General features: G+C 74.9%; 11 protein-coding genes. 5 read left to right on the top strand and 6 right to left on the bottom strand.

Features of this window, described 5'->3' with window-relative positions; all coding sequences use genetic code 11:
* Positions 1-72: 72 nt before the first annotated feature.
* From UW392_RS15385 to UW392_RS15405, 5 genes are all read right to left on the bottom strand, one after another.
* A complete protein-coding gene (locus tag UW392_RS15385) occupies positions 73-933 on the bottom strand; it encodes an SGNH/GDSL hydrolase family protein (RefSeq protein WP_320775552.1) in 861 nt (286 codons plus the stop codon).
* A complete protein-coding gene (locus UW392_RS15390) occupies positions 930-2,105 on the bottom strand; it encodes a glycosyltransferase (RefSeq protein WP_320775553.1) in 1,176 nt (391 codons plus the stop codon). The genes UW392_RS15385 and UW392_RS15390 overlap by 4 nt, the downstream gene beginning before the upstream one ends.
* The gene (locus tag UW392_RS15395) at positions 2,102-3,229 is read right to left on the bottom strand and encodes a glycosyltransferase family 1 protein (RefSeq protein WP_320775554.1); all 1,128 of its coding nucleotides are present in this window, start codon (positions 3,227-3,229) and stop codon (positions 2,102-2,104) included. Before UW392_RS15395 ends, UW392_RS15390 begins: the two co-directional genes overlap by 4 nt.
* A gap of 210 nt (positions 3,230-3,439) precedes the next feature.
* The gene (locus UW392_RS15400; protein ID WP_320775555.1) at positions 3,440-4,858 is read right to left on the bottom strand and encodes a HEAT repeat domain-containing protein; all 1,419 of its coding nucleotides are present in this window, start codon (positions 4,856-4,858) and stop codon (positions 3,440-3,442) included.
* Positions 4,859-5,180: 322 nt separating this feature from the next.
* Complete coding sequence (locus UW392_RS15405) at positions 5,181-5,573, bottom strand: ankyrin repeat domain-containing protein (protein WP_320775556.1); 393 nt, start codon at positions 5,571-5,573, stop codon at positions 5,181-5,183.
* A gap of 281 nt (positions 5,574-5,854) precedes the next feature.
* Between UW392_RS15405 and UW392_RS15410 the strand changes: the two genes are divergently transcribed.
* Both UW392_RS15410 and UW392_RS15415 read left to right on the top strand, forming a co-directional pair.
* A complete protein-coding gene (locus UW392_RS15410; RefSeq protein WP_320775557.1) occupies positions 5,855-6,049 on the top strand; it encodes a hypothetical protein in 195 nt (64 codons plus the stop codon).
* Positions 6,050-6,086: 37 nt separating this feature from the next.
* Positions 6,087-7,862, top strand: a complete 1,776-nt coding sequence (locus tag UW392_RS15415) for a hypothetical protein (protein ID WP_320775558.1) — start codon at positions 6,087-6,089, stop codon at positions 7,860-7,862.
* 80 nt (positions 7,863-7,942) lie between these two features.
* Here UW392_RS15415 and UW392_RS15420 read toward each other — a convergent pair whose 3' ends face one another.
* Positions 7,943-9,451: a PLP-dependent aminotransferase family protein gene (locus UW392_RS15420; protein WP_320775559.1), complete on the bottom strand. Its 1,509-nt coding sequence runs from the start codon at positions 9,449-9,451 to the stop codon at positions 7,943-7,945.
* Between the two features lie 101 nt (positions 9,452-9,552).
* On the opposite strand from UW392_RS15420, the gene UW392_RS15425 reads away from it, so the two are divergent.
* Genes UW392_RS15425 through UW392_RS15435 form a run of 3 tightly spaced genes read left to right on the top strand, consistent with a single transcriptional unit; the run spans position 9,553 to position 12,383 of the window.
* Positions 9,553-10,218, top strand: a complete 666-nt coding sequence (locus tag UW392_RS15425; RefSeq protein ID WP_320775560.1) for a hypothetical protein — start codon at positions 9,553-9,555, stop codon at positions 10,216-10,218.
* On the top strand, positions 10,215-10,982 hold the full coding sequence (locus UW392_RS15430; protein ID WP_320775561.1) for a glycerophosphodiester phosphodiesterase: 768 nt from the start codon (positions 10,215-10,217) through the stop codon (positions 10,980-10,982). Before UW392_RS15425 ends, UW392_RS15430 begins: the two co-directional genes overlap by 4 nt.
* Before the next feature lie 54 nt (positions 10,983-11,036).
* Positions 11,037-12,383, top strand: a complete 1,347-nt coding sequence (locus UW392_RS15435; protein ID WP_320775562.1) for an MFS transporter — start codon at positions 11,037-11,039, stop codon at positions 12,381-12,383.
* The last annotated feature ends 330 nt before the right edge of the window (positions 12,384-12,713 follow it).

The following is a 12,713-nucleotide window of genomic DNA, read 5'->3' on the forward strand; positions in this document are numbered from 1 at the left end:
GGGTGGCCGGTACGCGCGCGTACCGGCCACCCCACGCCGTCCACCCTGAGGCCGCTCCTCGGCATCCCGCTCTCAAGCCGCCTCCCGGCGCTCCCCCACCGCGAGCGCCGCCAGTGCCGAGGACACCGCGGCGGACGCGTGCAGGTCGAGCCGGGTACTCGTGCCCCGCGCGGCGTGCCGCAGTTCGTCGGCGGCGAGCGACAGCAGCTGGGGCAGCAGGTCGGTGCAGCGCCGGGCCACCCAGCCGGTGCCGGCGGTGGCCAGCCACCACAGGCTCGCGGACCGGGTGGGCGCCGGGGAGCAGGGCTCGGTCGAGGGCGCGGGTCCCCGCGCGATCCCGTGCCCGGCGAGCAGCGCGTGGCTGCGCGCGGCGAGTTGCCGGTGCCCCCGCTCCCCGGGGTGCAGCCGGTCCGCGCTCCACATCGCGCGGTCGGTGACCCAGTCGCCCTCCCCCGCGTGCAGGTGCAGGGCGCCGTGGCGTTCGGACAGCGCGTGGACCACGGCGTTGACGGCGCGCTGCCGCCGGGCCAGCGGCTGGGCGAGCGCTCCCGGCAGTCCCAGCATGGTGCCGGGGTCGGGCAGACAGGCGGTGAGCAGGACCGCGCCCTGGCCGACGGTCGCCGCGTAGACCTCGTTCAGCCGGGCGGCGACGGTCCGGATGTCGAAGGTGCGGCGCAGGGTGTCGTTGACGCCGACGACGACGGAGACGAGGTCGGGCCGCAGGGCGAGCCCCGCGGGCAGTTGCGTCCGGAGTACGTCCTTGGTCAGCGCCCCGCTGACGGCGAGGTTGCGGAACTCGGCGGCCGGTTCGGTGCCTTCCGCGACGAGCCCCGCGGCGAGGAGGGCGGCCCAGCCGCGCCAGCCGCCCGCCACGGGATCGCCGACGCCCTCGGTCAGCGAGTCGCCGAGCGCCACGTACCGCAGCCGTCTCATGCCACGCCCTCCGGTACGACGGGACGGACGGCGGCGGGCCCGACCCGGAGCCGCGGCGCGTCGTGCGCGGCCAGGAACGCCGCGACGGCCGTGTCCCAGCCGAAGCACTCCGCACGCGCGCGTGCCGCCCGGCGCCGGTCGCGCACGGGGCGCCGCAGCAGCAGGCCGACGGCGTCGGCGAACGCCTCCCCGTGGTCGGCGGCGACGGCCCCGGCGGACCCGATCACCTCGGGCAGCGCCGACGACGCGCTCGCCACCACGGGCGTACCGCAGGCCATCGCCTCCAGCGCGGCGAGTCCGAAGGTCTCGGCGGGTCCCGGGGCGAAACACACGTCGGCGGACGCCTGGAGCGCGCCGAGCAGGTCGCGGTCGGCGACGTGGCCGAGGAAGGCCACGGGCAGCCGCCGCTCCCGGGCCCGCTGTTCGAGCCGGGCGCGCAGCGGTCCGTCGCCGGCCACGACCAGCACCGCCCGCCGGCCGCGCCGCAGCAGCGCCTCCAGCGCGTCCAGCGCCGTCCCGGGCCGCTTCTCCACGGACAGCCGGGAGCACATCACGAGCAGCGTCTCGTCCCCGCGCGCGTACCGCTCCCGTACCCGGGCGTCCCGCAGATCCGGGTGCCGGGCGGCGAGGTCGACGCCGAGCGGGGCGCGTACGACGTTGCGCGCCCCGATCCGCAGGAACTCCCGCTCGGCGAACTCGGTGGTGCACACCACGCGCGCGTACGCGTGTGCCGTACGGGTGTTGAGGGCGTCGGCGGCGCGGCGGGCGCCTTCCTCGGGCAGGCCCCAGGTGCGCAGCACGCCGTCGGCGGTCTCGTGGGAGACCATCACGGCGGGAACGCGGGCCCGCCGCGCCCATTTGCCGGTCCAGCGCAGCGTGGTGCGGTCGGAGACCTCCAGCCGGTCGGGGGCCAGGTCCTCCAGGAGGGCGGCGAGGCGGCGTCTGCCGGTCAGGACCCGGTAGCCGCCGGTGCCGGGCAGCGGCGGGCCGGGGAGGGTGATGACCCGGCCCTGTTCGGTGTCCCGGTCGTCGGCGCGTTCGCCCGGGACGACGAGGACGGGTTCGTGGCCCGCCGCGCGGTAGCCCTTGCCCAGTTCGCGCAGCGCGGTGCGCAGGCCGCCGGAGGCGGGGGCGACGAAGTTGGCGAGCCGGACGATCCGCAGGGCGCTCATGCGGCCGGCACCGCCTTCCGGTCGGCGAGCACGTCGGTGTAGTGCCCGATGAGGAGGTCGCCGACGGCGGCCCAGGTGCGGCCCTCGACGGTGGCCCGTCCGGCGGCCCCGAACGCGGCGCGCCGGGCGGGGTCGGCGGCCAGCGCGGCCACGGCGTCGCGTACGGCGGTCGCGTCGCGCGGCAGCACCAGCAGACCGGTGCGGCCGTGGTCGACCAGGTCCAGCGGTCCGCCGGCGGCGGGCGCGACGACGGGGACGCCACCGGCCATGGCCTCCTGCACGGTCTGGCAGAAGGTCTCGAAGGGGCCGGTGTGGGCGAAGACGTCGAAGGAGGCGAAGTGGCGGGCGAGGTCGTCGCCGGTGCGGCGGCCCGCGAAGACGGCGCCGGGCAGGGCCTGTTCGAGGCCGGCGCGGCTGGGTCCGTCGCCGACGACCACGACGCGCACGCCGTCCAGGGCGCAGACGCCGGAGAGCAGTTCGACCTGCTTCTCGGGGGCGAGGCGGCCGACGTAGCCGACGATCAGTTCGCCGTCGGGGGCGAGTTCGCGGCGCAGCGCCGCGTCGCGCAGTCCGGGCCTGAAGCGGGCGGTGTCCACGCCGCGCGGCCACAGCCGCACCCGGGGCACGTCGTGGTCCCGCAGGTCGCGCAGGGCGGCGGTGGAGGGGGCGAGGGTGAGGTCGGCGGCGGCGTGCACGGAGCGGATCCGCCGCCAGGCGGCGGCCTCGCCGGCGCCCATGTACGTACGGGCGTAGCCGGCGAGGTCGGTCTGGTAGACGGCGACGGCGGGGACGCCGAGCCGGGCGGCGGCGGCCATGCCGCGTACGCCGAGGACGAAGGGGCTGGCCAGGTGGACGACGTCCGCGCGGTGTGCGGCGATCGCCGCGGCGAGGCGGCGGCTGGGCAGGGCGACGCGGACCTGGGGGTAGCCGGGGAGCGGGAGGGAGGGGACGTGGACGACCGGGCACGGCGCGGCCGGGCCGGGCCGGGTGCCGGGGGCGGGGGCCGGGGCGACGACGAGGGGCGTGTGACCGCTGTCGACGAGGTGCCGGGCGGTCTGGAGCGCGCAGTGAGCCACGCCGTTCACATCGGGGGGAAAGGACTCGGTCACGATGACGACACGCATACCGGTGTTGTCGCCGGGCTGGACGTGGCCACGTCAACGTGGATCTGTCCGGCCGAGGAACGTCCCATGAGCGTTGCCCCGTCCGCCCGCCGGGGTCGGCCCCCGGCCACACCCGTCCGGCCCGCGGGTCGTCCCCCGTTCACGCGCGCACGCCGGACCCGGTCCGGCGCCGCCCGCGCGGCCGGCGCGTCAGCGCCGGTTCCGCTCCGTTCACGCGGCGGGCGCGTCGGGTCCGATCCTGCTCCGTACGGCGGTCTGCACCTCGGCCTCCTCGGCGGGGTCGGCGGCGAGCCTGCGCAGGCGTTCCACGACCCGGTTGTCGCCGGTCTCGGCGTGCCGCGCGGCCACCTCGCGGGTGGTCTCCTCGCAGTCCCACAGGCACTCGACGGCGAAGCCGGCGGCGAAGGAGGGGTCGGTGGCGGCCAGGGCGCGGGCGGCCCGGCCGCGCAGGTGGGAGGAGGCGGTCTCGCGGTAGACGTGCCGCAGCACGGGTGCGGCGCAGGCGATGCCGAGCCGTCCGGTGCCGTCGACGAGGGTCCACAGGGTCGGCGCGTCGGGGCCCTCGCCCCGTACGGCCTCGCGCAGTGCGGCGAGGACGAGGTCGCGGTCGGCGACCGTGCCGCGGCAGGCCAGTACGCGTCCGGCGGCGGCGCCCAGCGGGTCGGGGCGGCGGGCCCAGCCCCGGGCCCGGTCCACGGCATCGACACCGCTCATGCGTTCGAAGGTGGCGACGGCGGCCTCCACGACCCCCGTCGTGCCGGTGGCCACGGCGTTCTCGATCAGGTCGAGGGCGGCGGGGTCGTCGGTGTCGGCGAGATAGCGCAGCGCGGTGCAGCGGGCGGCCTCGGAACCGGACCGGGCGGCCTCAAGGATCTCGGGCCGGTCCTCGGGACCGGCGACGGCCGTGAGGCAGCGCGCGGCCGGCACGTACAGGGCGGCGCCCCGCTCCAGCCCCTGCTGGGCCCAGTCGAAGACGGCGCTCACACTCCAGCCGGGCCGGGGCCCGGCGGGCCGCAGCTGCCGCTGCCAGCGGTCGAAGCAGCCGGCCTCCTGAGCGGCACGCACGCGCGTGGCGATCGCCTCGCGGGAATCCTCGGCCCACAGCCGCCAGGGCCGCGGTTCGAAGGCGTCGCGTACGGCGGCGGCCAGTTCGGCCTCGCCCTCGGGGTCGGCGGGGAAACGGGCGAGCACGGGTTCGGCGAGGGCGCGCAGGCCCGCGTCGTCGTCCCGCAGGGCCAGCTCGTCCAGGGCCCAGGCCCAGTTGGTCCCCCGCGCGGCGTACCGGCGCAGCAGCAGCAGCGCGTCCCGCCGGCCGTACGAGGCGAGGTGTCCGAGGACCGCCAGGGCGAGTCCGGTGCGGGACTCCTCGGTGTCGAGGACGTCCTCGGCGTCGAAGAGGTGGGCCTCGATGGCGTCCAGCCCGCCGTCGAGGTCGAGGAAGAGACGTGCGTAGTAGAGGGAGCGGTTCTCCACCTGCCAGTCGTGGCGGGGGTCCCGCAGCACGCAGTGGTGGAGGGCCGCGAGCGCCTCCGCGCGGGGCGCGGTGAGCGCGTGCAGCGTGCCGTCGCCGCGACCGCGCTGCAGCAGGCCCAGCAGCGTGCCGCTGGGCGCTATGAACGGATCGAACATGGGAAACAGCCTCACATCAAGCGTCGACGCAACCGGGGAACACGCGTTACCTGGCCGCGCGACAGCACGTCGGAGAGCCCGCCGTCTCTTGCTTGCCGAAGACCATTTTCCTCTGCCTCTCGTCGGTGGCCCTTGCGGACCGGGGCACGGTCCGCGCGGTGCGGCAACACCTGCCCAGCCGTCACGTCCGTGAACCACGTCGTCATGATGACCCGGCGCTTCGTCCTGCCGCGACCGAAATTTCGGCGGCCCCGTACCGCCTCCCCCGTTTTCCGTGTGCTGTACGGCCTGTTGTGGCCGGGAGGGCTCGATGAGCCCTTCGTCACTGCTCCCCGAAGAGTCTCAGCAGTTCCCGCCGGTCGAACATCCTGGCCGTGTCGAGGGCCGAGGGGGTGCCCGCCGAGGGGTCGGCGCCGGCCTCCAGGAGCGCCTCGATCACCTCGGTCTCCCCCTTGAAGACGGCACCCGCGAGGGGGGTCTGCCCGCGGTCGTTGACCCGGTCGGCCTCGGCGCCGCGGGCCAGCAGGGCGCGGACCGCGTCGGCATGGCCGTGATAGGCGGCGAGCATGACCAGGGAGTCGCCGCGGTCGTTGGTGAGGCCGACGGGGACTCCCGCGTCGACGTAGGCCACGAGCGGTTCGGTCTGCCCCTGCCGGGCCAGGTCGAAGATCTTGGTCGCCAGTTCGACGACCTCGGGGTCGGGAGCCTCGCTCATGGCCGGACCACCTCTCTGGGGACGTTGGTGCGTGGGTCCGTACGCGCGTGGCCGCGAGCGGTGCGGCCCGTACGAGTGAATCGCCAGGGTACTGGCTCGCGGAGCGTGCGGTCCGGGGCACCCGAGGTAAAGATCACCACAGCCCGACCGGCCCAGGAGGCGCTCCGCCACGCGGGGTAAATCGACCATTTTTCACCCAGTTGCACCTTTAATCGTATAGATACATGCTGTGATCCTGGAAGTACTCATGGTGACTGTCCCCGCGAACCAGGAGAACTCACATGATCCTCTCGATCTCAGGCGTGGTCCTGCTCGGCGTCGTCCTCTTCATCTACTTCCGCAAGGACGGCCTGAAGGCGTCGCACATGGTGGTGGCCATGCTGTTCGGCTTCTACCTGGCGAGCACCGCGATCGCCCCGAGCATCAAGGCGGGCGGCGAGAGCCTCGCCGGCCTCCTCGGCGGCTTCAAGTTCTGATCCCCGTCCGTCCCGTACGCACTCACAGGAGGCAGCAGTGGCCCGGCGCCCCCTCCCCCGCATTCTGAGCAACGGCGGCGCGCGGCTCGCCCGGAGCCGGGTGCTGGCCCGGACGGCGGCCGACAGCGCCACCGACGTCCTCCAGCCGCTGATCACGATCGCCCGCGGTCTGCGCCGACTGGCCGCGGCCGCGCGGCTCAGGTGGACCGAGACCCCCAAGGACCGGCGCGGCGCGCTGCTCTTCCTGGTGGCCTCGGTCGTCCTGGTCGTGGCGCTGATGCCGTACGGCCCGCTGCTCGCCGCCGTCGCGCTGATGGCGGCGGCGGCCTGGCAGGGCCGGGACCGCACCCCGCCGGAGCCGGAGGGCCCCGACGACACCCGGGCCCAGCGCCTCTCCTCGCTCTACGAGGCACTGGTGCCCTACTTCTCCCTCGCCGAGGACCCCGACCCGCTGTACACCCACGGCGGAGCGTGGGAGAAGGCGTTCCCGGCCTACGAGTTCGACGACGACGGCCGCTTCGCGCACCTGGTGGTGCACTACCCGGCGTACTTCACCGACGGCGAGGCCGCCGCCCGCGCCCGGATCGAGCACCTGCTCACCGCGAAGGCGGGCCGGGGCCGCGAGTACCGCTTCACCTGGGACGAGGAGGCCAACCACCTCACCCTGACCGTCCTGCCCCCGCTGCCGACGGACCTCGTCGCCCAGCGTTTCGTCACCGCGCCCGGCGAGACGGTCCTGGGGTTCACCGACCCCACCCGCGTCCAGCGCACGCTCCCGCTCACCCACGGCGAGGAGCGGCGCGACGTACCGCCGGTCGTCTGGCGCACCGGGGTCCGCTCCACCGAGCCCCACCTGCTGGTCCTCGGCCGGCCGGGCACCGGCACCTCCACGCTGCTGCGCTCGGTCGCCCTGCAGGCCCTGCACCACGGCGGTGACCTGCTGATCGTCGACGGCGGCGGCACCGGCGAGTACGCCTGCCTGACCGGGCGCGACGGCGTCCTGGCCGTCGAGTGCGGCCTCACCGGGGTGCTGACCAGCCTGGAGTGGGCGGCGCAGGAGACGGAACGGCGGCTGATCGCCGTCAACCGGGCCCGACAGGAGGGCCGGCCCGCGCCGGAGGACACCCGGCGCCCACTGTGGCTCCTGCTGGACCGGCCGAGCGCGTTCTCGCTCCTGTCCGGCACGGACGGCCGGGGGGACCCGCAGTCCCTGCTCCAGGTCCCGCTGCGGCACGGCCGGGCCGCGCACGTCACGGTCGTCGTGGCCGACCAGCTCGACGCGCTGGACACGCTCGGCGACGCCGTACGGCAGCACACACGCGCGCGTGTCGTCCTCGGCGCGGCCGGTGCCGAGGAACTGACGGCGGCGCTCGGGGCTCCCCCGCAGACGACGCCCGTCGAGCAGGTCCCGCCGGGCCGGGGGTACGCCCGGCTCGGCACCGGGCCGGTCCACCGCCTCCAGGTGCCGGCCGCACCGGACCCCTACGACGACGCCACCAGCGACGCCCACCGGCAGACGGTCCTGGAGCTGCTGCCGCCGCGCACGACGCCGGCGGACGGGGAGCACGTACCGGAACCGGACGGTCCGGACCCGGCTCCCGAGCAGGCGCCGGAGAGGAAGTCGGTGCCCACCCTCGTCAAGGCGGAGCCGCCCCAGGACGCGCCGTCGGAGACGCCGCCGGAGACGCAGCCCGAGCGGGACCCGGCGTCCGAGGGCGAACCGGATCGGGCACCGGAGCGGGCCCCGGAGACGGAGACGGAACCGGCCAGGAAGCCGGTCCCCACCCTCATCAAACCCGGCACACCCGCCTGAGACCGCTCGGACCCGGCACACCCGCCTGAGACCGCTCCCCGCGCGTACGCCCCCTGCTTCCCCCAGGGGGCGTACGCGCGTCACGCCACGAACGTGCGGGGGCCCTCCGCCCCGCCGCCGCTGCCGACGCCACCCCTCTCGACCAGCCGTGCCGCCGCCGCCAGCCGGACGGCGGCCTCGTCGGCCACCGCGCCGCCGACCGTGAACGGGAGCCGCGCGTAGCCCTCGAAGGCACCGTCGACACCGAACCGCGGCCCGGACGGCACCCGGACGCCGACCCGCTCCCCCGCCTCGGCGATCCGGGACCCGGACAGACCGCCGGTGCGCACCCACAGGGTGAGCCCGCCGCGCGGTACGTCGAACTCCCAGTCGGGCAGCTCCCGCCGTACCGCCGCGACCAGCGCGTCCCGGTTCTCCCGGGCCTGTGCGCGGCGCAGCTCCACGGCCCGCTCCCAGCCGCCGGTGGCGAACAGCCAGTTCACGGCGAGCTGCTCCAGGACCGGGGTGCCCAGGTCGGCGTAGGCGCGCGCGGAGACCAGGCTGCGGATGACGTCGGGCGCGGCCCGCACCCAGCCGATGCGCATACCGGCCCAGAACGCCTTGCTGGCCGAGCCGACGGTGACGACGGTGGAACCGGCCGGGTCGAAGGCGCACACCGGGCGCGGCATCGGGGTGTCCTCGTCGAGCCGCAGCTCGCTCATCGTCTCGTCGGCCACGAGCACCGTCCCGGCGGAGCGGGCCGCTTCGACCAGCCGCCGCCGCTGGTCGTCGTCGGCGAGCGCGCCGGTCGGGTTGTGGAAGTCGGCGACGACGTAGGCGAGGCGCGGCGCGGCGTCCCGCAGGACCTGGCGCCAGTGGTCCATGTCCCAGCCGCCCAGGTGCCCGGCCATGGCGACGGGCACGAGCCGCGCCCCCGCCTCGCGCATCAGCTGCAGGATGTTGGCGTACGAGGGCGACTCGACGGCGATGCGTTCGCCGCGGCCCCCGAAGAGGTGGCAGATGGCGTCGATCGCGCCCATCGCGCCGGTGGTGACCATGATCTGCTCGGGCATGGTGGGGATGCCCCGCGCGGTGTAGCGGTCGGCGATGGTGGCGCGCAGCGCGGGCAGCCCCGCCGGGTAGTCGCCGTGGGTGTGCGCGTAGGGCGGCAGTTCCTCCAGGGCGCCCTGTACGGCCCGGGTGAGCCAGGGCTCCGGCGCGGGCAGCGCCGCGCAGCCGAGGTCGATCACCGCGCCGAGCGCCTCGGGCGGCAGCGGTTCGAGTCCCCGCGCGGGGAGCGGGTTGCCGGCCGGTACGGCGGTCCAGCTGCCCGCTCCGCGCCGGGACTCCAGGAAGCCCTCGGCGCGCAGGGCCTCGTAGGCGGCGGCGACCGTGGTGCGGCTGACGGAGAGGGCGAGGGCCAGTTCGCGTTCGGCGGGCAGCCGCGCGGCGACCGGTACGCGCCCCTCCAGGACGAGCAGCCGGACGCCGTCGGCCAGCGCGCGGTAGGCGGGCGGGCGGCGGGTGCCGGGCCCGGCCGGGCGCTCCTGCTGCGAACCGAGCAGCCGGGCGAGCTGAGCGGCTCCCACCGCCGAGGTCCACTGCGCCATGGAAATCAGTCCACCTTCCCCGGATTGGCCATGGATGGTTCCTGCATCCAAGCCACAGGGTGTCACGAGTCAGGCCACTCACACCACAAGGGGGACACTTCATGTCCACGCGCCGGTCCCAGCCGAGACGCCTCACCCGGCGGCTCACCCAGCTCTACGGCGGTCTCGCCCTCTACGGGGCAAGTTCGGCGCTGCTGGTCCGCTCCGGCCTCGGCCTCGAACCCTGGAACGTGCTGCACCAGGGTCTGGCGGAGCTGACGGGACTGTCGATGGGCGTCGTCCTCACCCTCACCGGCGCGGCCGTGCTGCTGCTGTGGATCCCGCTGCGGCAGCGGCCGGGCCTCGGCACGGTCTCCAACGTCCTGGTGATCGGCGCGGCGATGGACGCGACGCTGGCGGTGGTGCCCGACGCCGGCGGCGCGGTGGCGCGGATCACGTTCCTGACGGCGGGCATCGTCCTGAACGGCATGGCGACCGGTCTCTACATCGCGGCCCGGTTCGGCCCGGGGCCGCGCGACGGACTGATGACGGGACTGAACCGGCGTACGGGCCTGTCGGTGCGGCTGGTGCGGACGGCCGTGGAGATCACGGTGGTGGTGACCGGCTTCGCCCTCGGCGGCACCGTCGGCGTCGGCACCCTGCTGTACGCGGTGGCCATCGGCCCGCTCGCCCAGCTGTTCCTCCGTGTGTTCGCCGTCCCGGCGGCACCCCCCGGCAGCACGGTGGTTGCCACCGGTCAACCCCGCGAGGCCATACTGCGTCGGTGACCACCGCGATACGCCATCCCTACCTCGACCACCCCGGCCCGATCGCCTTCGCCCACCGGGGCGGCGCGGCGGACGGCCTGGAGAACACGCTGAGCCAGTTCCGGCGGGCGGTCGAGGCGGGCTACCGGTACATCGAGACGGACGTGCACGCCACGCGCGACGGCAAGCTCGTCGCCTTCCACGACGCGACGCTCGACCGGGTCACGGACGGGACCGGCCGGATCGCCGAGCTGCTGTGGAAAGACGTGAGCCACGCGCGCGTGGCGGGCACCGAGCCCCTCCCCCTCTTCGAGGAGCTGCTGGCGGCCTTTCCCGACGTCCGCTGGAACGTCGACGTCAAGGCCGAGGCGGCCCTCGTGCCCTTCCTCGACCTCGTCGGCCGCACCCGCTCCTGGGACCGCGTCTGCCTGGGCTCGTTCTCCGAGGCGCGGGTGGCCCGCGCCCAGCGGCTGGCCGGGCCGCGCCTCGCCACCTCCTACGGGACCCGGGGCGTGCTCGGGCTGCGGCTGCGCTCCTGGGGCGTGCCGGCCTCGCCGCGCCGCTCGGCGGTGGCCGCCCAGGTACCGGTCTCCCAGTCGGGCGTCCCGGTGGTGGACCGCCGCTTCCTCGACGCGGCCCACGCGCGCGGGCTGCACGTGCACGTGTGGACGGTGAACGACCCCGACCGCATGCACCGGCTTCTGGACCTGGGCGTGGATGGCATCATGACCGATCACATCGACACACTGCGCAAGGTCATGGAGGACCGCGGCGTCTGGGTCTGACGACCCGCGCGGCGGGCCGGGGACGTCGCGCTTCACGGGGAGGCGAGGGCACGGGTGGGCACCGACACCGTGCGGACGGAGGCGGCCGACGGGGCCGCCGGACGCCGGCGCGAACAGCGCGGCTGGTACTTCTACGACTGGGCGTGCTCCGTCTACTCGACGAGCGTGCTCACCGTCTTCCTCGGCCCCTATCTGACGTCGGTCGCCGAGTCGGCGGCGGACGCGGACGGATACGTCCACCCGCTGGGCATACCCGTGCGGGCGGGGTCGTTCTTCGCCTACTCGGTCTCCCTGTCGGTGATCGTGGCGGTGCTGGTGATGCCCCTGGTGGGGGCCGCGGCCGACCGCACGGGCCGCAAGAAGCCGCTGCTCGCCGCGGCGGCGTACACCGGGGCGGCCGCGACGACCTGCATGTTCCTCCTGGACGGCGAGCGCTATCTGCTCGGCGGCCTGCTGCTGATCGTCGCCAACGCCGCGCAGTCGGTCGCGATGATGCTGTACAACTCCTACCTGCCGCAGATCGCGCCGCCCGAGGAGCGCGACGCCGTCTCCTCGCGCGGCTGGGCCTTCGGCTACGCGGCCGGTTCCCTGGTCCTGATCGTCAATCTGGTCCTCTACACCGCGCACGACTCCTTCGGCCTCACCGAGAGCGCCGCGATCCGGGTCTGCCTGGCGTCGGCGGGCCTGTGGTGGGGCGCCTTCGCGCTGATTCCGCTACGGCGCCTGCGGGACCGGCGGGCCCCCGCGCGGGAGGCGGCCCTGCCGGGCTTCCGGCAGCTGGCGGCGACCGTGCGCGACATGCGCCGCCACCCGCTGACGCTGGCCTTCCTGCTGGCGTACCTCGTCTACAACGACGGCATCCAGACGGTGATCTCCCAGGCGTCGGTCTACGGCTCCGAGGAACTGGGGCTCGGCCAGTCCACGCTGATCGTGGCCGTCCTGCTGGTGCAGGTGCTGGCCGTGGCGGGGGCGCTGCTGCTCGGGCGGCTCGCCCGGCGGTACGGCGCCCAGCGTACGATCCTCGGTTCGCTCGTCGCCTGGACGCTCACACTGGCGGCCGGGTACTTCCTGCCGGCCGGGGCGCCCGCGTGGTTCTTCGTGCTGGCCGCCGGCATCGGCCTGGTCCTGGGCGGCAGCCAGGCGCTCTCCCGCTCCCTCTTCTCCCACCTCGTCCCCCCGGGCAAGGAGGCCGAGTACTTCTCCGCGTACGAGATCAGCGACCGCGGCATGAGCTGGCTGGGACCGCTGCTGTTCGGACTCACCTACCAGCTGACCGGCAGCTACCGGGACGCGATCATCTCGCTGGTGGCGTTCTTCGTCATCGGTTTCGTGCTCCTCGCGCGGGTACCGGTACGGCGTGCGATCGGCGACGCGGGCAACCCGGTCCCCGAAAGGATTTAGCACTTGGCGCGAAAGGGCGGTAGTGTACGCCTTTGGCCTGCCAGGCGTACCGTTACTGCGCGTCAAAGGTGCCGAAACGCTGGGTGACATCCCGCAACGGATGTGACATACCGGGCGCCTGTGGGTACTGCACTGGTTGACAAGGCTGCGGCTACGACGGCGACACATGGCCCCGGAACGGGACTCGGGACGGGAATCTTTACCGCCGACCGGACGTTGACCGGATGACGACGACAGCGACACCTGTCCTGTGGGCGACAAGCCCGGGAGGCACGATTCATGAGTGAGCGAGCTCTTCGCGGCACGCGCCTCGTGGTGACCAGCTACGAG

It is taken from the genome of Streptomyces sp. CRN 30 (assembly GCF_034105845.1).

Excerpts from the sequence above, each read along its gene's own strand:
- UW392_RS15425 (WP_320775560.1), top strand. The coding sequence starts at position 9,553 with ATGTCCACGCGCCGGTCCCAGCCGAGACGCCTCACCCGGCGGCTCACC.
- UW392_RS15390 (WP_320775553.1), bottom strand. The coding sequence starts at position 2,105 with ATGAGCGCCCTGCGGATCGTCCGGCTCGCCAACTTCGTCGCCCCCGCC.
- UW392_RS15395 (WP_320775554.1), bottom strand. The coding sequence starts at position 3,229 with ATGCGTGTCGTCATCGTGACCGAGTCCTTTCCCCCCGATGTGAACGGC.
- UW392_RS15420 (WP_320775559.1), bottom strand. The coding sequence starts at position 9,451 with ATGGCGCAGTGGACCTCGGCGGTGGGAGCCGCTCAGCTCGCCCGGCTG.
- UW392_RS15400 (WP_320775555.1), bottom strand. The coding sequence starts at position 4,858 with ATGTTCGATCCGTTCATAGCGCCCAGCGGCACGCTGCTGGGCCTGCTG.
- UW392_RS15385 (WP_320775552.1), bottom strand. The coding sequence starts at position 933 with ATGAGACGGCTGCGGTACGTGGCGCTCGGCGACTCGCTGACCGAGGGC.
- UW392_RS15410 (WP_320775557.1), top strand. The coding sequence starts at position 5,855 with ATGATCCTCTCGATCTCAGGCGTGGTCCTGCTCGGCGTCGTCCTCTTC.
- UW392_RS15405 (WP_320775556.1), bottom strand. The coding sequence starts at position 5,573 with ATGAGCGAGGCTCCCGACCCCGAGGTCGTCGAACTGGCGACCAAGATC.